Here is a 25,788-nt window from a genome sequence, read left to right on the forward strand (position 1 = left end):
CCGATGCATTTAGCGGGGGGTTGTGGGCCGATGGACCAGGCGACGGAGGTCTTCCAGCCGCTTCAGGCGGACGACCCGCCCGTGGTGGCGGGTTACCGGCTCGCCGCCCGGCTGGGGGCCGGCGGCATGGGCCGGGTCTACCTCGCGCACACCCGGGGCGGCCGGCCGGTCGCCATCAAGGTGGTGCGGCCGGAGCTGGCGGACGACCCGGACTTCCGGCGCAGGTTCGGCCGGGAGATCAAGGCGGCCCGGCGGGTGCGGGGCGCGTACACCGCCGAACTGATCGACGCGGACGCGGACGCCGTACCGCCGTGGCTGGCCACCCTGTACGTGCCCGGACCCTCGCTGACCGAGGCCGTGGCCCGGCGCGGGCCGCTGCCGGTGGCGGCGGTGCTGTGGCTGATGGCCGGGGTGGCCGAGGCGCTTCAGGCCATCCATGCCGAGGACGTCGTGCACCGGGACCTGAAGCCGTCGAACGTGCTGCTGGCGGCCGACGGGCCGCGAGTGATCGACTTCGGTATCGCGCTGGCCGCCGACGGGACCTCGTACACGGCGACGGGCGGCACGATCGGCACGCCCTCGTTCATGGCGCCGGAGCAGGCGTCCGGGGGTGATGTCACGGCGGCGACCGACGTCTTCGCGCTCGGCCAGACCGCGGCGTTCGCGGCGCTGGGCCGACCGCTCTACGGCGAGGGCGCGGCCCTCAACGTGCTGTACCGGATCGTGCACTCCGCACCCGACCTCGCCGCGCTGCCCGAGCCGCTGCGTCCGCTGTTCGCCCGCTGCCTGACCGCCGACCCGGCGGAGCGGGCCACCCCGGCGGAGATCGTCCAGTGGTGCCGGCAGCGGCTGGGGGCGGACGCCGATGCGGGCGGGGGACCGGCCGTGTGGCGGGAGATCATCGGGCCGGACGTCACGGTTCCGGCGCCGGTGCCCGACCCCACGCCCGTCGTCCCGCAGCCGCTGATCGCGTATCCGCAGCGGCCGACGGCGGCGCAGGGCGGCACCCGGAGGCGTCGCGCGCTGATGACCGGCGCGGGGGTGGCCGGCGGCGCACTGCTGCTGGTCGCCCTGGCGTGGTCGCTGATGGACGCGGGGTCTCCGGCGGGCGGCAAGGACGCGGACCGCGCCCGGACTTCCGCGACGGGACCGGCGGCACGGTCCTCTTCCTCCTCGGCGCCCGCGAAGGGCTCCTCCGGCTCGGCGCGACCGGCCGGGGAGGGGGAAGCCGGCACCTCGCCGTCCCCGGCGGCCTCGCCCCGGCGGCCGCGGGCCGATGTGTACGCCCCGCTGACGGTGGACGCGCAGCATCCGCTGAACCTCGACGACCCGGACGGCGGAGCGAAGAACGGCAAGGACGCCGTCCGCTTCGACTGCCGGGAGCCCAGCTGTGAACTGACGAGCGGCACGGCCGCGTTCGTCCAGATCGTCGGCGGTCACGGCACGACGCTCGACATGTGCCGCCTCATGCTCAGGAGCGGCAAGTACCACGACTGGACGCTGGCCTCGGTGGCCGCCGGCAGCGAGATCTGCATGAAGGACACCAAGGGGAACATCGGGCTGTTCGTGGTCCAGACGAAGTCGACCGCGATCGCGGACCTCGCCTTCCTCCAGGGCGACCTGACCGTCTGGCGGAAGGCCGCCTAGGCCACCCCCGCCAGCCGCAGCAGCGCCGTGGTCGCCGCCGCGGCCAGGACCACGAGCGCGAAGGGCGCCCGGCGCCAGGCCAGGACGCCCCCGACCAGGACCCCGGCGGGGCGGGACCAGCCCGCGAAGCCGCCGCCCTCGGTCAGCGCGCCCGTGGTCAGCAGGGCGACGAGGAGCACCACCGCGCCGGCCGAGGCGAGTTCCTGCACCCGGGGCGGGACGGTGACCCGCCCGTGCAGCACCGGCCCGACGAGCCGGAAGGCGTACGTGCCCACGGCCAGGGCGAGGATCACGGCGAGTGTGGCGTTCATGCCGCGGCCCCCCTTCCGGCCGGGCGGCGGTGGAGGAACAGCCCGGCGAGGGCGAGCAGCACCGGCACCCCGGCCGGGACGGCGGGCGTGACCGCCAGCGCGACCGCCGCGCCGAGCAGGGCGCACCGCCGTACCGCCGCGTCCGCGCGCACGGCGGGCAGGACCAGCGCGACCAGGACGGCCGGGAAGGCGGCGTCCAGTCCGTAGCGGGCGGTGTCGCCGAGCGCGCTCCCGGCCAGCGCCCCGACCGCCACGCCCACGTTCCACACGGCGAACAGGCCGAGCCCGGAGATCCAGAACGCCCTGCGTCGCCGTACCGGATCGGACTGGGCGAGAGCGAAGGCGACCGTCTCGTCGGTGACCAGGTGGGCGCCGAGGAGACGGGTGGCGCGGCCGGAGCCGATGATCTCCGCGACGGCCAGACTGAAGGCCGCCGTCCGCGTGTTCAGGAGCAGCCCGGTGACCGCGGCCGCGACCGGCCCACCCCCGGCGAGCAACACCCCCACCGCGCTGAACTGGGCCGATCCCGCGTACACGATCGCGGACATGAGTACGGGCACCCACACCGGCAGCCCGCCGGCGACGGAGACGGCACCGAAGGACACACCGACGATGCCGCCGGCCAGCCAGACCAGTGAGCTGTCCCGGACGAGGGAGCCGTCGCCTGACTCCAGGGGTAGGGGTGTTCGTTGCAGCGAACGCATGTTCTCTACAATGAACAGCAGACGGCCGGTCCGTCAAGGCGAACGATCGTACCGATGGAGCGAACGACATGTCCGAGGTCCCCGCCCGGCTCCCGATGGAGTGGATCGCCGCGTCCCTCAAGCGCGAGCGCGCCCGTGCCGGGCTGTCCCTGTCCGAGCTGGCCAAGCGCGCCGGCATCGCGAAGTCGACGCTCTCCCAGTTGGAGGCGGCGGGCGGCAACCCGAGCATGGAGACGATCTGGGCGCTCGCGGTGGCACTCGGCGTGCCCTTCAGCGTGCTGGTGGAACCGCCCGCTCCGGCGGTCCAGGTGATCCGCGCCGGCCAGGGGCCCACGGTCCACTCCGAGCAGTCGAGCTACCTCGCCTCACTGCTCTCCGCCTGTCCGCCCGGCGCGCGCAGGGACATCTATTACGTGTGGCTGGAGCCGGGCTCCGTGCGGGATTCCGCACCGCACATTCCCGGGACCACCGAGCACATCGTGGTCGCGGAGGGCGGCGTGAAGGCGGGGCCGCGAGGGCAGGAGGTCGAACTGGAACCGGGCGATTACCTGTCCTACCGCGGAGACGTGCCGCACGCCTACGAGGCGCTCGCCGACGGAACGAAGTTCGTCCTGATCATGCAGCACATGTAAACCGGAAATGAACGGGAAAAGGCAGGAGCCCCATCGCCGTACGGCGCGGGGCTCCTTGGGTACTGCACTCAGGTTCTGCGATCAGGCAGTGATCAGACGGGGGTGACGTTCTCCGCCTGCGGACCCTTCGGGCCCTGCGTCACGTCGAAGCTCACCTGCTGGTTCTCCTCGAGGGAGCGGAAGCCGGAGGCGTTGATCGCGGAGTAGTGAACGAAGACGTCGGGGCCGCCGCCTTCCTGGGCGATGAAGCCAAAGCCCTTTTCGGCGTTGAACCACTTCACGGTTCCGGTAGCCATAAGCCCTCCTTGGGCCCAAAAGGGTTGCCCTGCTCCAGAACCTGCACGTGCGAAACGGTGCTGCACAACTGCATTCGTCTGAAAACGACGAGAGCCCGCGGTCACATGCTCCGCAGGCTCTGTACTGCAAGGGAAACCAAACTGCAACTTGCGGCGAGCCTAGCATGTGGACAGCCGAATGCAATAGGGATCAAGATCACGTCACCCGGATGTTTGAACCATCGCTAGCCCGTTTGGCGGTGGGGTCGGTCCCGGCACCGTACAGCACGGGGTCTAGTCTCGCGATGTGGACAATTCTCGCACCCGGCCGCGTGTCGGCCACATCCAGTTCCTGAACTGCCTCCCCCTCTACTGGGGCCTCGCGAGAACCGGCACGCTCCTCGACTTCGAGCTCACCAAGGACACCCCGGAGAAGCTCAGTGAGCAGCTCGTGCGCGGCGACCTCGACATCGGACCCGTCACCCTGGTCGAGTTCCTGCGCAACGCCGACGACCTCGTCGCCTTCCCCGACATCGCCGTCGGCTGCGACGGCCCGGTGATGTCCTGCGTGATCGTCTCCCAGGTCCCCCTCGACCGGCTGGACGGCGCCCGGGTCGCCCTCGGCTCGACCTCCCGCACCTCGGTCCGCCTCGCCCAGCTCCTGCTCGCCGAGCGGTACGGGGTCCAGCCCGACTACTACACCTGCCCGCCCGACCTCAGCCTGATGATGCAGGAGGCGGACGCCGCCGTCCTCATCGGCGACGCCGCCCTGCGCGCCAACCTCCTCGACGGCCCGCGCTTCGGCCTGGAGGTGCACGACCTCGGCGCCCTCTGGAAGGAGTGGACCGGCCTGCCGTTCGTCTTCGCGGTCTGGGCGGCCCGCCGGGACTACGCGGCACGCGAGCCCTCCATCACCCGCCAGGTCCACGAGGCCTTCCTCGCCTCCCGCAACCTCTCCCTGGAGGAGGTCGGCAAGGTCGCCGAACAGGCCGCTCGCTGGGAGGCCTTCGACGAGGTCACCCTGGAGCAGTACTTCACCACCCTCGACTTCAGCTTCGGCGCGCCGCAGCTGGCGGCCGTCGCCGAGTTCGCCCGCCGGGTGGGCCCGACGACGGGCTTCCCCGCCGATGTGAGGGTGGACCTGCTGCGGTCGTAGCCGCGCGTCACTACGCTGCTGCCCACGAGGCGTTGGGGGGAGCGTGCGCCATGCAGCCGCTGGAAGTCGATGAGCCGGCCGTCGTCGGGCCCTACCGGCTGCTCGGCCGGCTCGGTTCCGGCGGCATGGGCCGGGTCTACCTGGGTCGCAGCGCGGGCGGCCGCACGGTCGCCGTGAAGATCGTGCACCCGCACTTCGCGCTGGACGAGGAGTTCCGCGCCCGGTTCCGGCGCGAGGTGGACGCCGCCCGGCGGGTCGGCGGCGCCTGGACCGCGCCCGTCCTGGACGCGGACCCGGACGCCCGGGTGCCCTGGGTCGCCACCGCGTACGCGGCCGGGCCGTCCCTCGCGGCGGCCGTCACCGACGACGGCCCGCTGCCCGCGCACACCGTGCGGGCCCTCGGCGCGGGCCTCGCCGAGGCGCTGGCGGCGGTGCACGAACTCGGCCTCGTCCACCGGGACGTGAAGCCGTCCAACGTGCTGCTGACCCTGGACGGCCCCCTCCTCATCGACTTCGGGATCGCCCGCGCCATGGACGGCACGGCGTCCCTGACCTCCTCCGGGGTGTCCATCGGCTCCCCGGGCTACATGTCGCCCGAACAGATCCTCGGCAAGGGCGTCACCTGCGCCGCCGACGTCTTCTCCCTCGGCGCCGTCCTCGTCCACGCGGCCACCGGTGAACCGCCCTTCCGCGGCGACTCCTCGGCCGCCCTGCTCTACAAAGTGGTCCACGAGGAACCCGAACTGGGCCCGCTCACCGGTGAGCTGGGAGCCCTCGCGGCGGCCTGCCTGGCCAAGGACCCGGCGGCCCGGCCCGGCCCCGCCGAGGTGGGCCGGCGGCTCGCCCCCGACGGAGCCTCGCGTCTGATCGCGGGCGGCTGGCTGCCGGGCCCCCTGGTCGAACAGGTCAGCCGCAGCGCCGTACGCCTGCTCAACCTGGACACGGGGGAGACGGCCGGGGCACCGCATTCGGGCCCGGTGCCCTTCAGCAGCCCATCGGTGGGCGGCCCCGCTGTCGCGGCCGGGGCGAAGCCCGGTGGTGGGGCGGGGGTGTTCGGGCCCGCGCCCCTGATGGACCAGGGGGTGGCGGCCGGCAGCCCCGGCGCGGTGCTCGGCGGCAGCGGCACGCCTCCGGGGGCGGCCGGGGCACCGACCGGTGCGGCCGGGGGAGCGTTCGGGGCGTCGACCGGCACCGCCGGGGGGCCGTTCGGGGTGCCGACCGGTGCGGCGGGAGTGCTCGGGGTGCCGACGCCCGCGGACGGGGTGCCCTCCGGTACGCCGACCGTCGTGCCCGCGCCGCGGGACGCTCCGCCGCCCGGCCGGGTCTCCGTCAGCGTCGCGGCGGACTCCGCCCCGACGGAGGGCGGCCGTGGACGCAGACTGAGCTGCACGGTCGTCCTGGCGGTCGCCGGCGCGCTGGCCGTGGCGACCCTCGGCGTCGGCGCCCTGCTGAAGCCCTGGTCCCAGGAGAGCGACGGCGACTCGAACGCCGGCAGCGGCAGCGCCCAGTCCCCGGCGCCCAGCGCGGCGTCGAGCGGCACCGCCGCGAGCGGCGCGCCCGGCCCGATCCCCGCCCGCTACCTCGGCACCTGGGAGGGCCCGGCCACCGGACTCGGCGGCAGCCTGCCCATGGGCACCTTCCGGGTCACCGTCCACCAGGCCGCCGTAGGACAGGAGTTGGGGCGGATGCGGCAGACCGACCCGATCGGCGCCGTCTGCACCGACATCCTCACCCTGAAGAAGGTGACGAAGACCCGGCTCCTCGCCACCTCGAAGGGCGCCGGGACCAACCACGCCGGCTGCAACCCCACCCCGCACCAGGTGGAGCTGACACCGGCCGGCGACGACCTGAAGTACACCTCGGACAGCTCGGCCGAGGGCAACCCGGTGGCCCGTATGACGAAGGTCCGCTGACCGCCGTACGGACCAGGCACGACACAGCACGGGGGATTCGCGGATGTCGACGGGAAGCGGGACCGGATGAGCGCGGGCGGGATCACCACGGGCGTACTGGCGCTCACGGCCGGTGCATGGGGCGCGCTCGCGGGCACGCTGCTGCCCCGGGCCGCGCACCGGTTCGCCGTACCGAGCGGGGAGCCCTGGCGGGAACGGTGCCCCGGCGGCCACCGGATCCGGGGATGGCTGGGTGGCGCGGACTGCGGCGCGTGCGCGCACGACGGGACACCCGCGGACCCCGGCCCCGGCGGGAACACCCCCTCCGTCGTGCGCCTCGCCACGGCGACCGTCCTCGTCTGCGCCGCGCTTGCCACCGCCACCGGCACCCGGCCCGAACTGGCCGTCTGGCTGCTGCTCGCACCCGTCGGGGTGCTGCTCGCCGCCGTCGACCTCCGGGTGCAGCGGCTGCCCGACCCGCTCACCCTGCCGCTCGCCCCCGCGGCCCTCGCCCTGCTGGGCCTCGCCGCCGTGCTGCCCGAGCACGCCGGCTACTGGCTCACCGCGCTCCACGGCGCGCTCGCGCTCGGCGGCGGCTACTACCTGCTGTACCGGATCAACCCCGCCGGCATGGGCCTGGGCGACGTGAAGCTGGCCGTCGGCATGGGCGCCGTACTCGGCTGGTACGGCTGGCCCACCGTGCTGCTCGGCACGTTCGCCGGGTTCCTGCTCGGTGCCCTCTACGGCGGCGCGCTCGTCGTGGCCCGGCGGGCCGGGCGCAAGTCGGCGATCCCGTTCGGCCCGTTCCTCATGGCCGGCGCCCTCGCCGGGCTGCTGGTCGGCGCGTACACGGCCTGACGTCCTCGGAGGAAACACGCTGGCGTAGGCTGGTTCGGTCCGTCCAACCCCTTGACGAAAGGGACGCCCCGGTGACCGAGAAGGCCGACCTCACTTCTTCTGATGTCACAGCCGTCCTCGACCGTGCCGCAGCCGGTGGGCGGATCACCCCGGAGGAAGCGCTCGTCCTCTACCGCGACGCCCCGCTGCACGCCCTGGGCGCCGCCGCCGACGCCGTACGCCGCCGCAAGTACGCCGGCACCGAGCACATCGCGACGTACATCATCGAGCGCAACATCAACTACACGAACGTGTGCGTCACCGCGTGCAAGTTCTGCGCCTTCTACGCGGCCCCCAAGGACACCGCGAAGGGCTGGACCCGCGACCTCGACGACATCCTGCGCCGCTGCGCGGAGACCGTCGAGCTGGGCGGCACCCAGATCATGTTCCAGGGCGGTCACCACCCGGACTACGGCGTCGAGTACTACGAGAAGCACTTCAAGGCCATCAAGGACGCCTTCCCGCAGCTGGTGATCCACTCGCTGGGCGCGTCCGAGGTCGAGCACATGGCCCGGATCTCCGGCGTCTCGGTGGAAGAGGCCATCACCCGTATCCACGAGGCCGGCCTGGACTCGTTCGCGGGCGCCGGCGCCGAACTCCTCCCCGAGCGGCCCCGCAAGGCCATCGCCCCGCTGAAGGAGAGCGGCGAGCGCTGGCTGGAGATCATGGAGACCGCGCACCGGCTGGGTGTCGAGTCGACCTCCACCATGCTCATGGGCACCGGTGAGACGAACGCCGAGCGCATCGAGCACCTGCGGATGATCCGGGACGTACAGGACCGCACGGGCGGCTTCCGCGCGTTCATCCCGTACACCTACCAGCCGGAGAACAACCACCTGAAGGGCCGCACCCAGGCGACCCTCTTCGAGTACCTGCGGATGATCGCGATCGCCCGGCTGTTCATGGACAACATCCAGCACATCCAGGGCTCCTGGCTCACCACCGGCAAGGAGGTCGGCCAGCTCTCGCTGCACTACGGCGCGGACGACCTCGGCTCGATCATGCTGGAGGAGAACGTGGTCTCCTCGGCCGGTGCCAAGCACCGCTCCAACCGCCTGGAGATCATCGACCTCATCCGCAAGGCGGGCCGCGTCCCGGCGCAGCGCGCCACGACGTACGAGCACCTCGTCGTCCACGACGACCCGGCCAACGACCCCGTCGACGACCGCGTGGTCTCCCACATCTCCTCCACGGCGATCGAGGGCGGCACGGCCCACCCCGAGCTGAAGCTGCTGGCGTCCAACTAGGACCGGCCGGGCGTTCCGTGCTGACACTTCACGTTGCCGAACAGTCGCCCGAGACGGCGGTGCTGGTCGACGGGGCGTCCGTCGCCGCCGTCGGCCGGTACGAGGAACTGGCCGACGCCGACCCGCGGGCGCGGGTGCGGCGCTGGCCCGGCATCCTGACGCCCGGACTGCTGAACCCGTACGGTCCGGAGCTGCTGGAGGCCACGTACCACCCCGACCCGCGCGAGGCCGACACCCTCGGAACCGAGCCCATCGGCGGCGAGCGGGCGCGGGCGATCTTCCGCGCCGACCCCGCCCGCCTCGGCGCGAGCGCGCGCCGCGGGGTGCAGCGGATGCTGGCGCACGGCACGGTGGCGGTGGCCGGCGAGCTGCGGTCCAGGGCCGTCGTCGACGCCGTGCGCAGGGCCGGACTGGCGGTGGGACAGCGGCCGGACCGTCTGCCGGGCCCGGCGGCGCTGTCCCCGACCCCGCTGATCCTGCTGCCGAGGGTGGTGCCGGGCGGACCCGCCCGGTTCGCCGTGTTCGACGTCGCGGACCGCGCCGAACTGGTCCGGCGCGGTGCCGGCACCTGCGTGGCGACCGTGATCGGCGGGCGGCTGGTGTACCGCGGCCGCTGACGCACGGCCCCGGGCCGGACGCCGGCTCAGCCCGCGAAGGCCTCCGCGAACGCCCCCGCGCCCTGCGCCACCCCACTGCAGTCGGTGGCCGCGTCGTCCTGCCCAAACTCCCCGTCCTCGCACGGCCGATCGCGGAAGGTCGCCCACATGGACACCCGGGCGATCCCCTCGCGCGCCGCGAACCTCCGCACCCGGGCGGCGTCGGAGAGCGTGAACGTCTCCCCGGCCACGTCGTTGACCCCGAGCATCGAGGTGAGCGCCATCCCCTGCCAGGCACCGGCGTCCGACAGCCCGAACGCCTTCCTCAGCTGGGCGTGCGCGGCCTTCGCCGAGGTGACCGCGTAGCCGCCCATGTCTTTCTGGCAGGTGCCCGCATTCGAGGCGTACCTGCCGCTGGACAGCCAGTGGTTCCTGTTCGGTGTCGGCTGGCTGCTGATCGCCGTCCTGGTCCTGCTGTGCGGCTGGGTGGACGACGTCGCGGCACGCAGGAAGCCCAGGCTCCTGGCGTGAGACCGGGCTGCAACAATGGGCGGGTGACCCGCGCTTCCCTGAACAAGCAGCCGCACGAAGTCGCCTCGATGTTCGACGACGTGGCGGAACGGTACGACCTGACGAACGACGTGCTGTCGCTCGGCCAGGACCGGCGCTGGCGCAAGGAGGTGGCGAAGGCGGTCGACGCCCGCCCCGCGCAGAAGGTCCTCGACCTCGCGGCGGGCACGGCCACCTCCTCGCTGCCCTTCGCGCGGACCGGCGCGTACGTCGTCCCCTGCGACTTCTCGCTCGGGATGCTCCAGGTCGGCAAGAGGAAGCACACCTGGCTGCCGTTCACGGCGGGCGACGCGACGAGGCTGCCGTTCAAGGACGACACCTTCGACGCCGTCTCGATCTCCTTCGGCCTGCGCAACGTGCAGGACACGGACGCGGCCCTGCGGGAGATGTACCGGGTGACCCGGCCCGGCGGACGCGTGGTGATCTGCGAGTTCTCGCACCCGACGTGGGCGCCCTTCCGGACCGTCTACACCGAGTACCTGATGCGGGCGCTGCCGCCGGTCGCCCGCAAGGTGTCCTCGAACCCGGACGCCTACGTCTACCTCGCCGAGTCCATTCGCGCCTGGCCCGATCAGCCCGCCCTCGCCGAGAAGCTGCGCAAGGCGGGCTGGTCGAAGGTGGCGTGGCGCAACCTCACCGGCGGAGTGGTCACGCTGCACCGGGGCTTCAAGGAGGCCTGAGCCTCACGGGGGTCCGGGTGGTGAGCGTCGCGGGGGCCCTCCGGTGCCGCCCGGGCCCCACCTGCCGATCACCTGTTGATCATCTCGAAGGCGTCGCTGGGTTCGCCGAGCTCGCGCTCCATCCCGCCCGTGGGCGGCTGCGGGACGCGTGGCTCGCGCACGCCTCCCCCGCCCTCGCCCTCGCCGAAGTCGAACCACACGTACACCATCGAGTCCGGCGGCACCTCGGCCCCGGGCTGCGGATACTGGCGTACGACGTACTCGACGACCGTGCGATGGAAGTCCGGGCGGTCCGGCGCATTGAGGAACAGGCCTCTCGCCCGGGCCGTTTCGCGCGCGTCCATGGCCATCAGACCGACCAGACGCGGAACGCGCACTTCGGGTGTTTGCGGTGGTATGCGCACAGATGTCACCCCCAGCGGTACTGGCAGGGTAACTCCCGGGTGCCCCACCCGGAAGGCGCCGGTGTCTTTCTGTAACAGACGACTACCGTGCGTGATCGAGGGGGAGTCGGAAGCAGAGCGCGGGCTCGTTCAGCGTGGGGTGCTCGTAGGTCTCCGCGGGCTCCATGCCGAGCCGGCGGGTCACCGCGATCGAGCGCTCGTTGCCCGTCCGCACCATGGCCACCACCCCTGGCACCCCGGCCTCCCGCACCCGCACGAGGGTCTCCCGCGCCGCCGCGGTGACGTATCCCCGGCCCCAGTACGCGCGGCCGAGCCGCCAGCCGATCTCCGTCTCGCCGACCGGACCCCAGTCGGGCCGCCACGGCTGGGCTCCGGTGAAGCCGATGACGTCCCCGGACTCGTCCAGCAGCGTCCACAGGCAGAAGCCGAGCTCCGCGTCGTGCCGCCGCTGGCGCGCGGTGAGTTCCTCGTAGACCGACAGCGCCGCGGGCCTGCCGCCGTAGAACTCCATGACCTCGGGGTCGGCGAAGATCCGGTGCCAGGCGACCGCGTCCTCGTGGGTGGGGACGCGCAGCCGTACCGCGGGGAGAGGTCGGTTCACAGGGCAGCCCTTCAGCCGGGTGATCAATTCTGCTGAATAGACTGCCCATGTCCAGTGCCGGTCGGCACACAGATTTCAGAACCTTGGGGAGATCCCGCCGTGACCGAGCCCCTCTCCGAAAACACCGCCGATGTGATCGTCGTGGGCGCGGGGCCAGCCGGCTCCACGACCGCGTACCACCTCGCCAAGGCCGGTCTCGACGTACTGCTCCTGGAGAAGACCGAGTTCCCGCGCGAGAAGGTCTGCGGCGACGGCCTCACCCCGCGCGCGGTCAAGCAGCTCGTCGCCATGGGCATCGACATCTCCGAGGAGGCCGGCTGGCTGCGCAACAAGGGCCTGCGCATCATCGGCGGCGGCAGCCGTCTCCAGCTGGACTGGCCGGATCTCGCCTCCTTCCCGAACTACGGTCTGGTCCGCAAGCGCGACGACTTCGACGAGCAGCTCGCCCGCAACGCCCAGAAGGCCGGCGCCCGCCTCTTCGAGCGCTGCAACGTCTCCGGCCCCGTCGTCGACGACCGCACCGGCCGCATCACCGGTGTGACCGCCAAGCTCGGCGAGGAGAAGCGCGAGGTCACCTTCCGCGCGCCGCTCGTCGTCGCCGCCGACGGCAACTCCACCCGCCTGTCCCTCGCCATGGGCCTGCACCGCCGCGAGGACCGCCCCATGGGCGTCGCGGTGCGCACGTACTTCACCTCGCCCCGCCACGACGACGACTACCTGGAGTCCTGGCTGGAGCTGTGGGACCGGCGCGGCGCCCAGGACCGCCTGCTGCCCGGCTACGGCTGGATCTTCGGCATGGGCGACGGCACCTCCAACGTCGGCCTCGGCGTCCTCAACACCTCCGCCTCCTTCAAGGAGCTGGACTGGCGCGAGATCCTCAAGGCCTGGTGCGCCTCCATGCCGGAGGACTGGGGCTACACCCCGGAGAACATGACCGGCCCCATCCGCGGCGCCGCCCTCCCCATGGCCTTCAACCGCAAGCCGCACTACACCAAGGGCCTGCTCCTCGTCGGTGACGCCGGCGGCCTCGTGAACCCCTTCAACGGCGAGGGCATCGCCTACGCCATGGAGTCCGGCCAGCTCGCCGCCGACGTCATCGTGCAGGCCCACGCGCGGGCCACGCCCGCCCAGCGCGAGATCGCCCTCCAGCGCTACCCGCGCGTCCTGAGCGACACCTACGGGGGCTACTACAACCTGGGCCGCGCCTTCGTGAAGCTCATCGGCAACCCGAAGGTCATGCAGATCGCCACCCAGCGCGGCCTGACTCACCCGGTGCTGATGAAGTTCACCCTGAAGCTGCTCGCCAACCTCACCGACCCCACGGGCGGCGACGCGATGGACCGCATCATCAACGGCCTGAGCAAGGTGGCCCCGAAGGCCTGAGAGGGCGCCCTGCGGGGCGCCGAGAGGCGCCCGGCGGGCGCGGGTGAAGCGCTAGGAGAAAGCGCTGGGAGAAAGCACCGAGAGAAGCCGCGTCGGCGGCCCGGCGGGACGAGGTGTCCGCTGGGCCGCCGTTTGCAGTGATGCGCCCTTTTTCCGCCGGTCCGCTCGTCCGTCGGCAGGTCTCACCCGCTCGGCTGGCCGGACCGGTTGACGATGTGTCCGACATGCCCGACACGGTCGCCGTCACGGCAGTTGCCCTCGTACGGGACGCGGGTGCGAGCGCCGCGGGAACGACGCAAGGGCCGCTGCCCCCGAGCGGCTGCGGCCCTGTGCGCGTGAGAGGCGCCTGGTGCGGTCAGAGCACCCGCACGGCCCCGGTGGGCGGGTCGTACGACAGCGGCTTCTCCGCGACGCCGGTGGAGGGGTTCTGCGCGCCGACGAACATGCCGTCGCCGACGTACACCGCCACGTGGTACGCGCTTCCCGCGCTGCCCCAGTAGAGGATGTCACCCGGCTGCAGGTTGCTCAGCGAGACCTGGGTGCCGGCCGTCGACTGGTCCTGCGAGACGCGCGGCAGGCTGATGCCGACCTGCTTGAAGGCCGTCTGCACCAGGCCGGAGCAGTCGTAGGCGGAGGGACCGGTGGCACCGGACACGTACGCCTTGCCGACCTGCGCCTTGACGAAGCTGATGACCGCGGCGGCCGAACCGGTGGCCGTGGACGTGCCGGTGGAGGTGGACGTGGAGGTCGAGCCGGCGTCCGCCGTGGTGGAGAGCGTGGTGCGCTCGGCGTTGCGGGAGGCGCGGGCGGCGGCCTCCTTGCGAGCGGCCTCCTCGGCCTTCTTCTTGGCCGCGGCTGCCTTCTGCTTGGCCTCGGCGAGGTCCGACTTGGCCTGCTTGGCGGCCTTTGCGGCGGCCGCGTCGCGCTCGGCCTGCAGCTGGTAGTTCGCGGCGGCCTGCTGGGTCGCGTCCGCGGACTGCGCGGCCTGGGCGGCCAGGTCTGCCGTCAGGGTGGGCAGTTCGAGGGTCTGCGTCACCGGCTCGGCTGCGTTCGCCGAACCGGCTGCCCCGGCGACTGCCAGGGTGCCGAGGACGCCACCGGCAACTCCGGCCCGCATCGCGAGGGTCGACGCGCTGCGGCGGGGCTTCCGGTGGCTGCGTATGTGAGCGGTGTGGGACATGGGAACAACCGGTACCAGGGGCTCCTTCATATCTTCAAGAAACGTGTGGTGCGCCACAATTGCTCAACGGAAGCCCCGAATCCCGGGCGTGTCGCTCTTTATTGACGCCGTAACGGACATTGCGGACGCCTGTGATCACGCCCTTGATCACGGTCTTTGATCATTAAGTCCGAATTGCCCCGCGCCTACCACCGGTTGGAGTGGTTGGCCAAGCCCGGTTCTCAGGGATCTCTCATCGGTGTGGCGGACGTCACGGAACGGCCACCGGAAGGGCTGCGTCCGCTGCACGCGGAGCTCGTGAACGCGTGCACGCGCCGAGGCGGCGTGGAGGCCGCGTCCACATCGCACCCCCGGCCTCCCTCTGATGTGTGAACGCGATCCACTATCAGCCCCTCCCATCCAGCACCAATTTGCATGCAGCGGAAGTCTCTTGATATGGAGACGCCCCCTCCGGCCTGCGAAGACAAGCAAAAATGTCACTTCTGGTGATCAACTGAACGCTTCGCGTATGAAGATCACTCATCATCCGACTTCATGATCCTTCGTCAGGTGGTGGAGATCACAAAGCTTGTGGAATACCCCGTGTCGCAGATCACAGAGCGGCGGGCATAAGATGCGAGGCAGTTGGGCTTGTGACCTGCTTCACATGTTCTCGATCTTCGCCGGGACGAGCGGGGTTCGTGGGACCGGTGAGGCGGAAGTGAGCCCAGTGCAACCGCCAGCAGTCAGCGCCGACTGAGAGGAGCGAGGAGCGGTGAACGCGTATGCGCCCATCCTCGTACTGGGAGCCCTCGGGGCAGGCTTTGCGATCTTCTCCGTGGTCATGGCCACGCTGATCGGTCCGAAGCGGTACAACCGCGCCAAGCTCGAGGCCTACGAGTGCGGTATCGAGCCGACCCCCACGCCGGCCGGCGGCGGGCGCTTCCCCATCAAGTACTACCTGACGGCGATGCTCTTCATCGTCTTCGACATCGAGATCGTCTTCCTCTACCCCTGGGCCGTCACCTTCGACGCCCTGGGGATCTTCGGGCTCGTGGAGATGCTGCTCTTCGTGCTCACCGTCTTCGTCGCGTACGCGTACGTATGGCGGCGCGGCGGCCTGGAATGGGACTGAGGGGCCTTTGACATGGGACTCGAAGAAAAACTGCCGAGCGGCTTCCTGCTGACCACCGTCGAGCAGGCCGCGGGCTGGGTGCGCAAGGCGTCCGTCTTCCCGGCGACCTTCGGCCTCGCCTGCTGCGCCATCGAGATGATGACCACGGGCGCCGGCCGGTACGACCTGGCCCGCTTCGGCATGGAGGTCTTCCGCGGCTCGCCGCGCCAGGCGGACCTGATGATCGTGGCCGGCCGGGTCAGCCAGAAGATGGCGCCGGTCCTGAGGCAGGTCTACGACCAGATGCCCAGCCCGAAATGGGTGATCTCCATGGGCGTCTGCGCCTCCTCGGGCGGCATGTTCAACAACTACGCGATCGTCCAGGGCGTCGACCACATCGTCCCGGTCGACATCTACCTGCCCGGCTGCCCGCCGCGCCCCGAGATGCTGATGGACGCGATCCTCAAGCTCCACCAGAAGATCCAGTCCTCCAAGCTCGGCGTCAACGCCGAGGAAGCGGCCCGCGAGGCGGAGGAGGCGGCGCTCAAGGCCCTGCCCACGATCGAGATGAAGGGGCTGCTGCGGTGAGCGACGCGAACGGTACCAACGGCGCGAACGGGGTGAACCCCGAGAAGGACCTCGCCGCCTCCAACCTCCCCGGCCAGCGCGGCCAGGGCGGCGAGGAGATCCGCGTCCAGCGCGGCATGTTCGGCGCCAACAACGGCGGCGACACCTCCGGCTACGGCGGCCTGGTGCGCTCGGTCCGGCTCCCGGGACCGGCGAGCCGCCCCTACGGCGGCTGGTTCGACGAGGTCGCCGACGAACTCGAGGGCGCGCTGGAGGAGCAGGGACTCCTCCCCGGCAACGCCATCGAGAAGACGGTCGTCGACCGGGACGAGCTGACCTTCCACATCGAGCGCGAGCACCTGGTCCGCATCGCCCGCACCCTGCGCGACGACCCGGCCCTGCGCTTCGAACTGTGCACCGGCGTCAGCGGCGTCCACTACCCCGAGGACAAGGGCCGCGAGCTGCACGCCGTCTACCACCTGCGCTCGATCACCCACAACCGGCTCGTCCGCCTGGAAGTCAGCGCCCCCGACAGCGACCCGCGCATCCCGTCCCTGGTCCCCGTCTACCCGACCAACGACTGGCACGAGCGCGAGACCTACGACTTCTTCGGAATCGTCTTCGACGGCCACCCGGCCCTGACGCGGATCATGATGCCGGACGACTGGCAGGGCCACCCGCAGCGCAAGGACTACCCCCTCGGCGGCATCCCCGTCGAGTACAAGGGCGCCCAGATCCCGGCTCCGGACCAGCGGAGGTCGTACTCGTGAGCACGCAGTCAGCATCCGACGCGTCGGCCGCCGCGGCGCGCGAGACCACCGAGGGCACCGTATATACGGTCACCGGTGGCGACTGGGACGAGGTCGTCCAGTCCGCGGCCCGCGCCGACGACGAACGCATCGTCGTCAACATGGGTCCCCAGCACCCGTCCACCCATGGAGTGCTCCGCCTGATCCTGGAGATCGAGGGCGAGACCGTCACCGAGGCCCGCTGCGGCATCGGCTACCTCCACACCGGCATCGAGAAGAACCTCGAGTTCCGCACGTGGACGCAGGGCACCACCTTCGTCACGCGCATGGACTACCTGACGTCCTTCTTCAACGAGACCGCGTACTGCCTCGCCGTCGAGAAGCTCCTCGGCATCGAGGACCAGATCACCGACCGCGCCACGCTCATCCGGGTGCTCCTGATGGAGCTGAACCGGATGTCCTCCCACCTGGTGTGCATCGCCACCGGCGGCATGGAACTCGGCGCCACCACGATCATGATCTACGGCTTCCGCGATCGTGAAATGATTCTCGACCTCTACGAGCTCATCACGGGCCTGCGGATGAACCACGCGTACATCCGCCCCGGCGGACTCGCCCAGGACCTGCCGCCCGGCGCGGTGGACCAGATCCGCGAGTTCGTGAAGAAGATGAAGAAGAACCTCCCGGAGTACGACAAGCTCGCCACCGGGAACCCCATCTTCAAGGCCCGCATGCAGGACGTCGGCTACCTCGACCTGGCAGGCTGCATGGCCCTCGGCGCGACAGGCCCGATCCTGCGCTCCACCGGCCTGCCGCACGACCTGCGCAAGGCCCAGCCGTACTGCGGCTACGAGACGTACGACTTCGACGTCCCGACCGCCGACAGCTGCGACTCCTACGGCCGCTTCCTGGTCCGTCTGGAGGAGATGCGCCAGTCGCTGCGGATCATCGAGCAGTGCCTGGACCGGCTCCAGCCCGGACCGGTCATGGTCGCCGACAAGAAGATCGCCTGGCCCGCCCAGCTCGCCCTGGGACCCGACGGGCTCGGCAACTCCCTCGACCACATCAAGAAGATCATGGGCACCTCCATGGAGGCCCTGATCCACCACTTCAAGCTGGTCACCGAGGGCTTCCGCGTGCCGCCGGGACAGGCGTACGCGGCCGTCGAGTCGCCGAAGGGCGAGCTCGGGGTGCACGCCGTCTCGGACGGAGGCACCCGCCCCTACCGGGTCCACTTCCGTGACCCGTCCTTCACCAACCTGCAGGCCATGGCGGCGATGTGCGAGGGCGGCCAGGTCGCCGACGTCATCGTCGCCGTCGCGTCCATCGACCCCGTGATGGGAGGCGTCGACCGATGACCACCTCTTCTTCCGAGCGGGGCGTCAGCCTGGGCATGCCCCAACTGCCCGCGCCCGCGTACCCGGACGACGTCCGGGCCCGGCTGGAGACGGACGCGCGCGAGGTGATCGCGCGCTACCCCGACTCCCGGTCCGCCCTGCTGCCGCTGCTCCACCTCGTGCAGTCCGAGGAGGGCCACGTCACGCGCACCGGAATGCAGTTCTGCGCGGACATGCTGGACCTGACCACGGCCGAGGTCACCGCCGTCGCCACCTTCTACACCATGTACCGGCGCAAGGCGTCCGGTGACTACCAGGTCGGCGTCTGCACCAACACGCTGTGCGCGGTGATGGGCGGCGACGCGATCTTCGAGACCCTGCAGGAGCACCTGGGCGTCGGCAACGGAGAGACCACCGACGACGGCAAGGTCACCCTGGAGCACATCGAGTGCAACGCGGCCTGCGACTTCGCACCGGTCGTGATGGTCAACTGGGAGTTCTTCGACAACCAGACGCCGGGCAGCGCCAAGCACCTGGTCGACGACCTGCGGGCGGGGCGCCCCGTGCAGCCCACGCGCGGGGCGCGGCTGTGCACCTTCAAGGAGACCGCGCGAATCCTGGCCGGCTTCCCCGACGAGCGGCCCGGGGCCGTCGAGGAGGGCGGCAGTGCGGGACCCGCTTCGCTGGTGGGCCTTCGCCTGGCAAGGGGAGAGGCCGCACCCGCGCGCGTGGTCCATCCGCGCGGAGGTCCGCATGGGGATCCGCAGGACAGGGTGCACCAGCCGTCGCCGGCCGAGCACCTCAGCTCCCATGACGCGCCGCAGGACACATCGGCCTCCGACCCCGCCCACCCGGCAGGGCCTACCGCCGAGGAGGGGGAGTGATGACCGTGGTACCCGAGGTCAAGGACACGAGCCCGGAGAAGCTGCTCGCACCCGTGCTGTCGGCCTTCTGGGACGAGGACCGGGCCTGGAGCCTGGACGTCTACCGGAGGCACGAGGGGTACGAGGGGCTCCGCAAGGCGCTCGCCATGTCACCGGACGACCTGATCGCGTACGTCAAGGACTCCGGGCTGCGAGGCCGCGGCGGCGCGGGATTCCCGACCGGAATGAAATGGCAGTTCATTCCGCAGGGTGATGGAAAACCGCATTATCTAGTTGTCAACGCCGACGAATCGGAACCCGGGACGTGCAAGGACATCCCGCTCCTCTTCGCGAACCCGCACAGCCTCATCGAGGGCATCGTGATCGCGTGTTACGCCATCAGGTCGTCGCATGCCTTCATCTATCTGCGTGGTGAAGTCGTCCCCGTTCTGCGGCGGTTGCACGAGGCCGTGCGCGAGGCCTACGCGGCCGGCTACCTCGGCGAGAACATCCTGGGCAGCGGACTCGACCTCGAACTCACCGTGCACGCGGGCGCGGGCGCGTACATCTGCGGTGAGGAGACCGCACTGCTCGACTCGCTCGAAGGCCGCCGTGGTCAACCGCGGCTCCGTCCCCCTTTCCCAGCCGTCGAAGGGCTCTATGCCTGCCCGACTGTTGTGAACAACGTCGAGTCGATCGCGTCGGTTCCCGCCATCCTGAAAAACGGGAAAGACTGGTTCAGGTCGATGGGCAGCGAGAAGTCCCCGGGCTTCACGCTCTACTCGCTCAGCGGCCACGTCGCGAGCCCCGGCCAGTACGAGGCCCCGCTCGGCATCACGCTCCGCCAGCTCCTCGACATGAGCGGCGGCATGCGGTCCGGGCACCGCCTCAAGTTCTGGACGCCGGGCGGCTCCTCGACGCCGATGTTCACCGACGAGCACCTCGACGTCCCCCTCGACTACGAAGGGGTCGGCGCCGCCGGATCCATGCTCGGCACCAAGGCCCTGCAGTGCTTCGACGAGACGACCTGCGTGGTGCGGGCCGTGACCCGCTGGACCGAGTTCTACGCCCACGAGTCGTGCGGCAAGTGCACCCCCTGCCGTGAGGGCACGTACTGGCTGGTGCAGCTGCTGCGGGACATCGAGGCCGGCAAGGGCGTCATGTCCGACCTCGACAAGCTGAACGACATCGCCGACAACATCAACGGCAAGTCCTTCTGCGCCCTCGGCGACGGCGCGGCCTCACCCATCTTCTCCTCGCTGAAGTACTTCCGCGAGGAGTACGAGCAGCACATCACGGGCCGGGGCTGCCCCTTCGACCCGGCCAAGTCGACGGCCTGGGCGGACCGCCCGGAGGTGAACGCATGACCGTGACCACCAGTGCTCCCTCCGGAGGGGGAGAGGCGGCGGTCCCGCCGGAAGACCTCGTCACGCTGACGATCGACGGCGCCGAGATCAGCGTGCCCAAGGGCACCCTGGTCATCCGGGCCGCCGAGCAGCTCGGCATCGAGATCCCGCGGTTCTGCGACCACCCCCTGCTGGACCCGGCCGGCGCCTGCCGCCAGTGCATCGTCGAGGTCGAGGGGCAGCGCAAGCCCATGGCGTCCTGCACGATCACGTGCACCGACGGCATGGTCGTCAAGACCCACCTCACCTCGCCGGTCGCCGAGAAGGCCCAGCACGGGGTGATGGAGCTGCTCCTCATCAACCACCCGCTGGACTGCCCGGTCTGCGACAAGGGCGGCGAGTGCCCCCTGCAGAACCAGGCCATGTCCCACGGCAACGCCGAGTCCCGCTTCGAGGGCAAGAAGCGCACCTACGAGAAGCCCGTACCGATCTCCACTCAGGTGCTCCTCGACCGCGAGCGGTGCGTGCTGTGCGCCCGCTGCACCCGCTTCTCCAATCAGGTCGCCGGCGACCCGATGATCGAACTGGTCGAGCGGGGCGCGCTCCAGCAGGTCGGCACCGGCGAGGGCGACCCGTTCGAGTCGTACTTCTCCGGCAACACCATCCAGATCTGCCCGGTCGGCGCCCTGACCTCGGCGGCCTACCGGTTCCGCTCCCGCCCCTTCGACCTCATCTCCTCGCCGTCGGTCTGCGAACACTGCTCGGGCGGCTGCGCCACCCGCACCGACCACCGGCGCGGCAAGGTCATGCGACGGCTCGCGGCCAACGACCCCGAGGTCAACGAGGAGTGGATCTGCGACAAGGGACGCTTCGCGTTCCGGTACGCGCAGCAGAAGGACCGCCTCGACACCCCGCTGGTCCGCAACGCCGACGGCGTCCTGGAGCCCGCCTCCTGGCCCGAGGCGCTGGAGGCGGCCGCACGCGGACTGACCGGCGCCCGCTCCCGGGCCGGCGTCCTCACCGGCGGCCGGCTGACCGTCGAGGACGCCTACGCCTACAGCAAGTTCGCGCGCGTGGCACTCGACACGAACGACATCGACTTCCGCGCGCGCGTGCACAGCGGCGAGGAGGCCGACTTCCTCGCGGCCCACGTGGCGGGCCACGGCCGCGACCTCGACGGCGGCGGCGTCACGTACACCGCCCTGGAGAAGGCGCCCGCCGTCCTGCTCGTCGGCTTCGAGTCGGAGGAGGAGGCGCCCGGCGTCTTCCTGCGACTGCGCAAGGCCTGGCGCAAGCACAAGCAGCGGGTGTTCTCGCTGGCCACCCACGCGACCCGGGGCCTGCAGAAGACCGGCGGCACCCTGCTGCCGGCCGCGCCGGGCACCGAGACCGAATGGCTGGACGCCCTCGCGAGCGGTGTCGGCCTGGAGGACCCCGGCACCCTGGCCGCCGAAGCGCTGCGCGCCGAGGGCGCGGTCATCGTCGTCGGCGAACGGCTCTCCTCCGTCGCGGGTGGCCTCACCGCCGCCGTACGCGCGGCCACCGCGACCGGCGCCCAGCTGGTGTGGATCCCGCGCCGGGCCGGAGAACGCGGCGCCGTCGAGGTGGGCGCGCTGCCGTCGCTGCTGCCGGGCGGCCGCCCGGCCACCGACCCGCGCGCGCGGGACGAGGTCGCCGCCGTCTGGGGGCTCTCCGAACTCCCGCACCGCTACGGCCGCGACACCCACCAGATCGTCGAGGCCGCCGCGAACGGCGAACTCTCGGCACTCGTGGTCGCCGGCGTGGAGGTCACGGACCTGCCCGACCCGGCACGCGCGCGTGCCGCGTTCGCGGACGTCGGCTTCCTGGTGTCGCTGGAGCTGCGGCCCAGCGAGGTCACCGAGCACGCCGACGTGGTCCTGCCGGTCGCGGCGGTCGCCGAAAAGGCCGGCACCTTCCTCAACTGGGAGGGCAGGGTGCGCTTCTTCGAGGCCGCGCTCAAGCCCGACCAGATGACCCGCCGCCTCGCGCCGACCGACGCGCGCGTGCTGCAGATGCTGGCCGACGCCATGGACGTCCACCTGGGCCTGCCCGATCTGCGCACCACGCGCGCGGAGATCGACCGGCTCGGCTCCTGGGGCGGCCCGCGCGCCGCCGCGCCCTTCGAGACCGCGGGCGTCCTGCCCCGCCCCGCCGCAGGCGAGGCGGTTCTCGCCGGGCACCGGCTGCTGCTCGACCACGGTGTCCTGCAGGAGGGCGACGAGGCACTCGCCGGAACCCGGCACGCCGCACGCGCGCGCGTGTCGGCCGCGACGGCCGCCGAGGCGGGCGTCGCGGAGGGTGAGGCCCTCTCCGTCACCGGCCCCGAAGGCACGGTCCGACTGCCGGTACAGATCACCGAGATGCCCGACCGGGTGGTGTGGCTCCCGCTGAACTCCGTCGACGCGGGCGTCGCCTCCGGCACCGGCGCACAACCCGGATCCCTCGTCCGCATCGGCCCGGCGGCAGTCGCCGAAGAGGCCCCCAAGGAGGTGGAGGCATGAGCCCGTACCTCGCCGCTGAAGACCTCTCGATGTTCGGCCGCGACCCTTGGTGGCTGGTCGTCGTCAAGGCCGTCTTCTGCTTCGCCTTCCTGATGGTGACCGTGCTGTTCTCCATCGTCTGGGAACGCAAGGTCGTCGCCTGGATGCAGCTGCGCATCGGCCCCAACCGGCACGGCCCCTGGGGCATGCTCCAGTCGCTCGCCGACGGTGTGAAGCTGATGCTCAAGGAAGACATCATCGTCAAGCGCGCGGACAAGGTGGTCTACGTCCTCGCGCCGATCGTCGCGGCCGTCCCGGCCTTCATGGCGATCGCGGTGATCCCCTTCGGGCCGGCCGACAACGAGATCTCGATCTTCGGCACACGCACCACGATGCAGCTCACCGACCTGCCGATCGCGCTGCTCTACATCCTCGCGGTCGCCTCCGTCGGCATCTACGGCATCGTGCTGGCGGGTTGGAGTTCCGGATCCACCTACCCGCTCCTCGGCGGCCTGCGCTCCTGCGCGCAGATGATCTCGTACGAGATCGCCATGGGCGCCGCGTTCGCCTCCGTGTTCCTGTACTCGGGGTCGATGTCGACGTCCACGATCGTCGAGCAGCAGCACGACCGCTGGTACATCCTGCTGCTGCCGGTCTCGTTCATCCTCTACATCGTCACGATGGTCGGCGAGACCAACCGCGCCCCGTTCGACATGCCGGAGTCCGAGGGCGACCTCGTCGGCGGCTTCAACACCGAGTACTCGTCGATCAAGTTCGCGATGTTCATGCTCGCCGAGTACGTGAACATGGTGACGGTCTCGGCCGTCTCGACCACCCTCTTCCTCGGCGGCTGGCGCGCCCCCTGGCCGATCAGCGGCTTCTGGGAGGGCGCGAACCACGGATGGTGGCCGCTGCTCTGGTTCGTCATCAAGGTCCAGCTGCTGCTGTTCTTCTTCATCTGGCTGCGCGGCACCCTGCCCCGCGTCCGCTACGACCAGCTGATGAAGCTCGGCTGGAAGGTTCTCATCCCGGTCTCGGTGACCTGGCTGATGCTGGTCGCGACCGTGCGCGCGCTGCGCAACGAGAACTACGACTTCGCCGACATCGCCCTCTACGTCGGCGGCGGTGTCCTCGCCCTGCTGCTGATCTCCTTCGTCGCCGACATGTTCCGCGACAAGGGCAGGGCGGCCGAACAGGCCGCCACCCAGCCGGCCGGCTTCGACCCGATGGCGGGCGGATTCCCCGTCCCGCCGCTTCCCGGACAGGAGCTGCCGCCGGTGCCCAGGCGCCGCTCGCACCGTGACCGCGAGCTGATTGTCAGTGGCGGGCCGGACACTGTCAGTGACGGACCTACGGATGGAAAGGAGGCGTCCGATGGCTGAGGAACCCAAGGAGACCAAGCCCGGTTTCCAGAACCCCGTCGCCGGCTTCGGCGTGACCTTCAAGGCCATGTTCAAGAAGCGGCTGACCGAGCAGTACCCGGAGCAGAAGAAGACCACGGCTCCGCGGTTCCACGGACGGCACCAGCTCAACCGCCATCCGGACGGCCTGGAGAAGTGCGTCGGCTGCGAGCTGTGCGCCTGGGCCTGCCCCGCCGACGCCATCTACGTGGAAGGCGCCGACAACACCGACGAGGAGCGCTACTCGCCGGGCGAGCGGTACGGCCGCGTCTACCAGATCAACTACGCCCGCTGCATCCTGTGCGGGCTGTGCATCGAGGCGTGCCCCACGCGCGCGCTGACGATGACCAACGAGTTCGAGCTGGCCGACTCCAGCCGCGCGAACCTCATCTACACCAAGGAGCAGCTGCTCGCCGGCCTCGAGGAGGGCATGGTCGACACGCCCCACTCGATCTTCCCGGGGACGGACGAACAGGACTACTACCGGGGCCTGGTGACGCAGGCCGCGCCCGGTACGGTCCGGCAGGTCGCCGTCTCCGAGGGCGAGGTCCCGCAGGAGGCCGCGTCCACCTTCGGCGAGGACGAGCCGGCCTCCGGGAAGGTGATCGGCCGATGAACGCGACGCAGCTCGCCGCCTACACCACCTCCACCGGTGAGGCCTTCCAGTTCTGGGTCCTCGGCACCGTCGCGGTGATCGGCGCCTTGTGCACCGTCTTCATGAAGAAGGCCGTGCACAGCGCGCTCTGCCTGGCCGGCACCATGATCGTCCTGGCGGTGTTCTACCTCGCCAACGGCGCCTACTTCCTGGGCATCGTGCAGATCGTCGTCTACACCGGCGCGATCATGATGCTGTTCCTGTTCGTGGTGATGCTCGTCGGCGTCACGGCCGCGGACTCGCTCAAGGAGACCATCAAGGGCCAGCGCTGGCTGGCCCTCCTCTGCGGGGTCGGCTTCGGCGTCCTGCTGTTCGCCGGCATCGCGAACGCCTCCCTGAAGGACTTCGACGGCATCGGCCAGGCGAACGCCAACGGCAACGTGGAGGGCCTCGCGGCCCTCATCTTCACCAAGTACGTGTTCGCCTTCGAAATCACCGGCGCCCTGCTGATCACGGCCGCCGTCGGCGCCATGGTGCTCACGCACCGCGAGCGCACCGAGCGCGCCAAGACCCAGCGCGAGCTGGCCGAACAGCGCATCCGCGAGGGCGTGCACATTCCGCCGCTGCCCGCCCCCGGCGTCTACGCCCGGCACAACGCCGTGGACATCGCGGGACTGCTGCCCGACGGCACCACGTCCGAGCTGACCGTCAGCAAGACGCTGCGCGAGCGCGGCCAGATCCGTGACGTGTCCACGGAGGCGCTCAACGACCTGAAGGCGCTGGAGCAGCGCGCGGAAGAACGCCTGGAGCGCCGGGCGGTCGCACCGGCCACGTTCAAGAGGTCCGAGGAGGCGTCGAAGTGAACCCGGTCAACTACCTCTACCTCGCCGCCCTGCTGTTCACGATCGGCGCGACGGGCGTACTGATCCGGCGCAACGCCATCGTGGTCTTCATGTGCATCGAGCTGATGCTGAACGCCTGCAACCTCGCGTTCGTCGTCTTCTCCCGGATGCACGGCAACCTCGACGGCCAGATCATCGCGTTCTTCACGATGGTCGTCGCCGCCGCGGAGGTCGTGGTGGGCCTCGCGATCATCGTGTCGCTGTTCCGCACCCGCCACTCGGCCTCGGTCGACGACGCCAGCCTGATGAAGCTGTAAGGG

At 70.9% G+C, this 25,788-nt stretch carries 26 protein-coding genes and 2 pseudogenes; 21 read left to right on the top strand and 7 right to left on the bottom strand.

Annotated elements, in window-relative coordinates:
• The first annotated feature begins 30 nt into the window (after nucleotides 1-30).
• The gene (locus tag BLW57_RS22360; RefSeq protein WP_093476841.1) at nucleotides 31-1,647 is read left to right on the top strand and encodes a serine/threonine-protein kinase; all 1,617 of its coding nucleotides are present in this window, start codon (nucleotides 31-33) and stop codon (nucleotides 1,645-1,647) included.
• Here BLW57_RS22360 and BLW57_RS22365 read toward each other — a convergent pair.
• Nucleotides 1,644-1,958 carry an AzlD domain-containing protein gene (locus tag BLW57_RS22365; RefSeq protein WP_093476844.1) on the bottom strand — a complete coding sequence of 105 codons (315 nt, stop codon included), beginning with the start codon at nucleotides 1,956-1,958 and terminating at the stop codon, nucleotides 1,644-1,646. The two genes, BLW57_RS22360 and BLW57_RS22365, sit on opposite strands and share 4 nt — an antisense overlap.
• A complete protein-coding gene (locus tag BLW57_RS22370) occupies nucleotides 1,955-2,662 on the bottom strand; it encodes an AzlC family ABC transporter permease (protein WP_093476845.1) in 708 nt (235 codons plus the stop codon). Before BLW57_RS22370 ends, BLW57_RS22365 begins: the two co-directional genes overlap by 4 nt.
• A gap of 68 nt (nucleotides 2,663-2,730) precedes the next feature.
• On the opposite strand from BLW57_RS22370, the gene BLW57_RS22375 reads away from it, so the two are divergent.
• On the top strand, nucleotides 2,731-3,294 hold the full coding sequence (locus BLW57_RS22375; protein WP_093476848.1) for a helix-turn-helix domain-containing protein: 564 nt from the start codon (nucleotides 2,731-2,733) through the stop codon (nucleotides 3,292-3,294).
• Between the two features lie 92 nt (nucleotides 3,295-3,386).
• Here the strand turns inward: BLW57_RS22375 and BLW57_RS22380 are convergent, their stop codons facing one another.
• A complete protein-coding gene (locus BLW57_RS22380) occupies nucleotides 3,387-3,590 on the bottom strand; it encodes a cold-shock protein (RefSeq protein ID WP_003992177.1) in 204 nt (67 codons plus the stop codon).
• A gap of 286 nt (nucleotides 3,591-3,876) precedes the next feature.
• Between BLW57_RS22380 and BLW57_RS22385 the strand changes: the two genes are divergently transcribed.
• From BLW57_RS22385 to BLW57_RS22405, 5 genes are all read left to right on the top strand, one after another.
• A complete protein-coding gene (locus tag BLW57_RS22385) occupies nucleotides 3,877-4,725 on the top strand; it encodes a menaquinone biosynthetic enzyme MqnA/MqnD family protein (RefSeq protein ID WP_093476850.1) in 849 nt (282 codons plus the stop codon).
• 50 nt (nucleotides 4,726-4,775) lie between these two features.
• Nucleotides 4,776-6,638, top strand: coding sequence for a protein kinase domain-containing protein (locus BLW57_RS22390; RefSeq protein WP_093476852.1), 1,863 nt, complete (start codon nucleotides 4,776-4,778; stop codon nucleotides 6,636-6,638).
• Nucleotides 6,639-6,704: 66 nt separating this feature from the next.
• On the top strand, nucleotides 6,705-7,475 hold the full coding sequence (locus BLW57_RS22395) for a prepilin peptidase (protein WP_256339556.1): 771 nt from the start codon (nucleotides 6,705-6,707) through the stop codon (nucleotides 7,473-7,475).
• A gap of 71 nt (nucleotides 7,476-7,546) precedes the next feature.
• Nucleotides 7,547-8,761 carry a cyclic dehypoxanthinyl futalosine synthase gene (gene mqnC / locus BLW57_RS22400; RefSeq protein ID WP_093476854.1) on the top strand — a complete coding sequence of 405 codons (1,215 nt, stop codon included), beginning with the start codon at nucleotides 7,547-7,549 and terminating at the stop codon, nucleotides 8,759-8,761.
• A 17-nt stretch (nucleotides 8,762-8,778) separates the two neighbouring features.
• Nucleotides 8,779-9,378, top strand: coding sequence for a hypothetical protein (locus tag BLW57_RS22405; RefSeq protein WP_093476856.1), 600 nt, complete (start codon nucleotides 8,779-8,781; stop codon nucleotides 9,376-9,378).
• Nucleotides 9,379-9,404: 26 nt separating this feature from the next.
• Here BLW57_RS22405 and BLW57_RS22410 read toward each other — a convergent pair.
• Nucleotides 9,405-9,734, bottom strand: a pseudogene (locus tag BLW57_RS22410) (hydrolase); the annotation flags it as partial.
• 1 nt (nucleotide 9,735) lies between these two features.
• Here BLW57_RS22410 and BLW57_RS40615 point away from each other — a divergent pair.
• Nucleotides 9,736-9,888, top strand: a pseudogene (locus BLW57_RS40615) (acyltransferase); the annotation flags it as partial.
• 23 nt (nucleotides 9,889-9,911) lie between these two features.
• Nucleotides 9,912-10,607, top strand: coding sequence for a demethylmenaquinone methyltransferase (locus BLW57_RS22415; protein WP_093476859.1), 696 nt, complete (start codon nucleotides 9,912-9,914; stop codon nucleotides 10,605-10,607).
• Nucleotides 10,608-10,675: 68 nt separating this feature from the next.
• Here BLW57_RS22415 and BLW57_RS22420 read toward each other — a convergent pair whose 3' ends face one another.
• Together BLW57_RS22420 and BLW57_RS22425 are read right to left on the bottom strand one after the other, a co-directional pair.
• Nucleotides 10,676-10,984 (bottom strand): PASTA domain-containing protein, encoded by a 309-nt coding sequence (locus tag BLW57_RS22420; protein ID WP_107450024.1) that lies wholly within the window; start codon nucleotides 10,982-10,984, stop codon nucleotides 10,676-10,678.
• Nucleotides 10,985-11,093: 109 nt separating this feature from the next.
• Nucleotides 11,094-11,612: a GNAT family N-acetyltransferase gene (locus BLW57_RS22425; RefSeq protein WP_093476860.1), complete on the bottom strand. Its 519-nt coding sequence runs from the start codon at nucleotides 11,610-11,612 to the stop codon at nucleotides 11,094-11,096.
• 99 nt (nucleotides 11,613-11,711) lie between these two features.
• Between BLW57_RS22425 and BLW57_RS22430 the strand changes: the two genes are divergently transcribed.
• Complete coding sequence (locus tag BLW57_RS22430; RefSeq protein WP_093476863.1) at nucleotides 11,712-12,995, top strand: geranylgeranyl reductase family protein; 1,284 nt, start codon at nucleotides 11,712-11,714, stop codon at nucleotides 12,993-12,995.
• Between the two features lie 355 nt (nucleotides 12,996-13,350).
• On the opposite strand, the gene BLW57_RS22435 is transcribed toward BLW57_RS22430, so the two are convergent.
• Nucleotides 13,351-14,175, bottom strand: coding sequence for a C40 family peptidase (locus BLW57_RS22435; RefSeq protein WP_093476865.1), 825 nt, complete (start codon nucleotides 14,173-14,175; stop codon nucleotides 13,351-13,353).
• 754 nt (nucleotides 14,176-14,929) lie between these two features.
• Between BLW57_RS22435 and BLW57_RS22440 the strand changes: the two genes are divergently transcribed.
• The 11 genes from BLW57_RS22440 to nuoK are packed head-to-tail and all read left to right on the top strand — an operon-like array spanning nucleotide 14,930 to nucleotide 25,785.
• Nucleotides 14,930-15,289: an NADH-quinone oxidoreductase subunit A gene (locus tag BLW57_RS22440; protein WP_003992243.1), complete on the top strand. Its 360-nt coding sequence runs from the start codon at nucleotides 14,930-14,932 to the stop codon at nucleotides 15,287-15,289.
• Nucleotides 15,290-15,301: 12 nt separating this feature from the next.
• A complete protein-coding gene (locus BLW57_RS22445; protein WP_030742960.1) occupies nucleotides 15,302-15,856 on the top strand; it encodes a NuoB/complex I 20 kDa subunit family protein in 555 nt (184 codons plus the stop codon).
• Nucleotides 15,853-16,605 (top strand): NADH-quinone oxidoreductase subunit C, encoded by a 753-nt coding sequence (locus BLW57_RS22450; RefSeq protein WP_093476868.1) that lies wholly within the window; start codon nucleotides 15,853-15,855, stop codon nucleotides 16,603-16,605. The genes BLW57_RS22445 and BLW57_RS22450 overlap by 4 nt, the downstream gene beginning before the upstream one ends.
• A complete protein-coding gene (locus BLW57_RS22455) occupies nucleotides 16,602-17,942 on the top strand; it encodes an NADH-quinone oxidoreductase subunit D (RefSeq protein ID WP_093476870.1) in 1,341 nt (446 codons plus the stop codon). Before BLW57_RS22450 ends, BLW57_RS22455 begins: the two co-directional genes overlap by 4 nt.
• A complete protein-coding gene (nuoE, locus tag BLW57_RS22460) occupies nucleotides 17,939-18,805 on the top strand; it encodes an NADH-quinone oxidoreductase subunit NuoE (RefSeq protein ID WP_093476872.1) in 867 nt (288 codons plus the stop codon). The genes BLW57_RS22455 and nuoE overlap by 4 nt, the downstream gene beginning before the upstream one ends.
• Nucleotides 18,805-20,151, top strand: a complete 1,347-nt coding sequence (gene nuoF / locus BLW57_RS22465; protein ID WP_073901858.1) for an NADH-quinone oxidoreductase subunit NuoF — start codon at nucleotides 18,805-18,807, stop codon at nucleotides 20,149-20,151. The genes nuoE and nuoF overlap by 1 nt, the downstream gene beginning before the upstream one ends.
• Nucleotides 20,148-22,652 (top strand): NADH-quinone oxidoreductase subunit G, encoded by a 2,505-nt coding sequence (locus tag BLW57_RS22470; RefSeq protein ID WP_093476874.1) that lies wholly within the window; start codon nucleotides 20,148-20,150, stop codon nucleotides 22,650-22,652. The genes nuoF and BLW57_RS22470 overlap by 4 nt, the downstream gene beginning before the upstream one ends.
• Nucleotides 22,649-24,013, top strand: coding sequence for an NADH-quinone oxidoreductase subunit NuoH (nuoH, locus tag BLW57_RS22475; protein WP_093476877.1), 1,365 nt, complete (start codon nucleotides 22,649-22,651; stop codon nucleotides 24,011-24,013). Before BLW57_RS22470 ends, nuoH begins: the two co-directional genes overlap by 4 nt.
• Nucleotides 24,006-24,647 carry an NADH-quinone oxidoreductase subunit NuoI gene (gene nuoI, locus BLW57_RS22480; RefSeq protein WP_093476879.1) on the top strand — a complete coding sequence of 214 codons (642 nt, stop codon included), beginning with the start codon at nucleotides 24,006-24,008 and terminating at the stop codon, nucleotides 24,645-24,647. The genes nuoH and nuoI overlap by 8 nt, the downstream gene beginning before the upstream one ends.
• A complete protein-coding gene (locus tag BLW57_RS22485) occupies nucleotides 24,644-25,489 on the top strand; it encodes an NADH-quinone oxidoreductase subunit J (protein WP_093476881.1) in 846 nt (281 codons plus the stop codon). The genes nuoI and BLW57_RS22485 overlap by 4 nt, the downstream gene beginning before the upstream one ends.
• Nucleotides 25,486-25,785 carry an NADH-quinone oxidoreductase subunit NuoK gene (gene nuoK / locus BLW57_RS22490; protein ID WP_073901863.1) on the top strand — a complete coding sequence of 100 codons (300 nt, stop codon included), beginning with the start codon at nucleotides 25,486-25,488 and terminating at the stop codon, nucleotides 25,783-25,785. The genes BLW57_RS22485 and nuoK overlap by 4 nt, the downstream gene beginning before the upstream one ends.
• Nucleotides 25,786-25,788: the final 3 nt, after the last annotated feature.

The organism is Streptomyces sp. 1222.5 (assembly GCF_900105245.1).
Taxonomy (GTDB): Bacteria; Actinomycetota; Actinomycetes; order Streptomycetales; family Streptomycetaceae; genus Streptomyces; species Streptomyces albidocamelliae.

What these genes read in the sequence shown, in the direction of transcription:
- BLW57_RS22380 (WP_003992177.1), bottom strand. Translation starts at nt 3,590, where the DNA reads ATGGCTACCGGAACCGTGAAGTGGTTCAACGCCGAAAAGGGCTTTGGC.
- BLW57_RS22360 (WP_093476841.1), top strand. Translation starts at nt 31, where the DNA reads ATGGACCAGGCGACGGAGGTCTTCCAGCCGCTTCAGGCGGACGACCCG.
- nuoF (WP_073901858.1), top strand. Translation starts at nt 18,805, where the DNA reads ATGACCGTGGTACCCGAGGTCAAGGACACGAGCCCGGAGAAGCTGCTC.
- nuoI (WP_093476879.1), top strand. Translation starts at nt 24,006, where the DNA reads ATGGCTGAGGAACCCAAGGAGACCAAGCCCGGTTTCCAGAACCCCGTC.
- BLW57_RS22445 (WP_030742960.1), top strand. Translation starts at nt 15,302, where the DNA reads ATGGGACTCGAAGAAAAACTGCCGAGCGGCTTCCTGCTGACCACCGTC.
- nuoH (WP_093476877.1), top strand. Translation starts at nt 22,649, where the DNA reads ATGAGCCCGTACCTCGCCGCTGAAGACCTCTCGATGTTCGGCCGCGAC.
- BLW57_RS22375 (WP_093476848.1), top strand. Translation starts at nt 2,731, where the DNA reads ATGTCCGAGGTCCCCGCCCGGCTCCCGATGGAGTGGATCGCCGCGTCC.
- BLW57_RS22435 (WP_093476865.1), bottom strand. Translation starts at nt 14,175, where the DNA reads ATGTCCCACACCGCTCACATACGCAGCCACCGGAAGCCCCGCCGCAGC.
- BLW57_RS22370 (WP_093476845.1), bottom strand. Translation starts at nt 2,662, where the DNA reads ATGCGTTCGCTGCAACGAACACCCCTACCCCTGGAGTCAGGCGACGGC.
- BLW57_RS22485 (WP_093476881.1), top strand. Translation starts at nt 24,644, where the DNA reads ATGAACGCGACGCAGCTCGCCGCCTACACCACCTCCACCGGTGAGGCC.
- nuoE (WP_093476872.1), top strand. Translation starts at nt 17,939, where the DNA reads ATGACCACCTCTTCTTCCGAGCGGGGCGTCAGCCTGGGCATGCCCCAA.
- BLW57_RS22390 (WP_093476852.1), top strand. Translation starts at nt 4,776, where the DNA reads ATGCAGCCGCTGGAAGTCGATGAGCCGGCCGTCGTCGGGCCCTACCGG.
- BLW57_RS22395 (WP_256339556.1), top strand. Translation starts at nt 6,705, where the DNA reads ATGAGCGCGGGCGGGATCACCACGGGCGTACTGGCGCTCACGGCCGGT.
- BLW57_RS22365 (WP_093476844.1), bottom strand. Translation starts at nt 1,958, where the DNA reads ATGAACGCCACACTCGCCGTGATCCTCGCCCTGGCCGTGGGCACGTAC.
- BLW57_RS22470 (WP_093476874.1), top strand. Translation starts at nt 20,148, where the DNA reads ATGACCGTGACCACCAGTGCTCCCTCCGGAGGGGGAGAGGCGGCGGTC.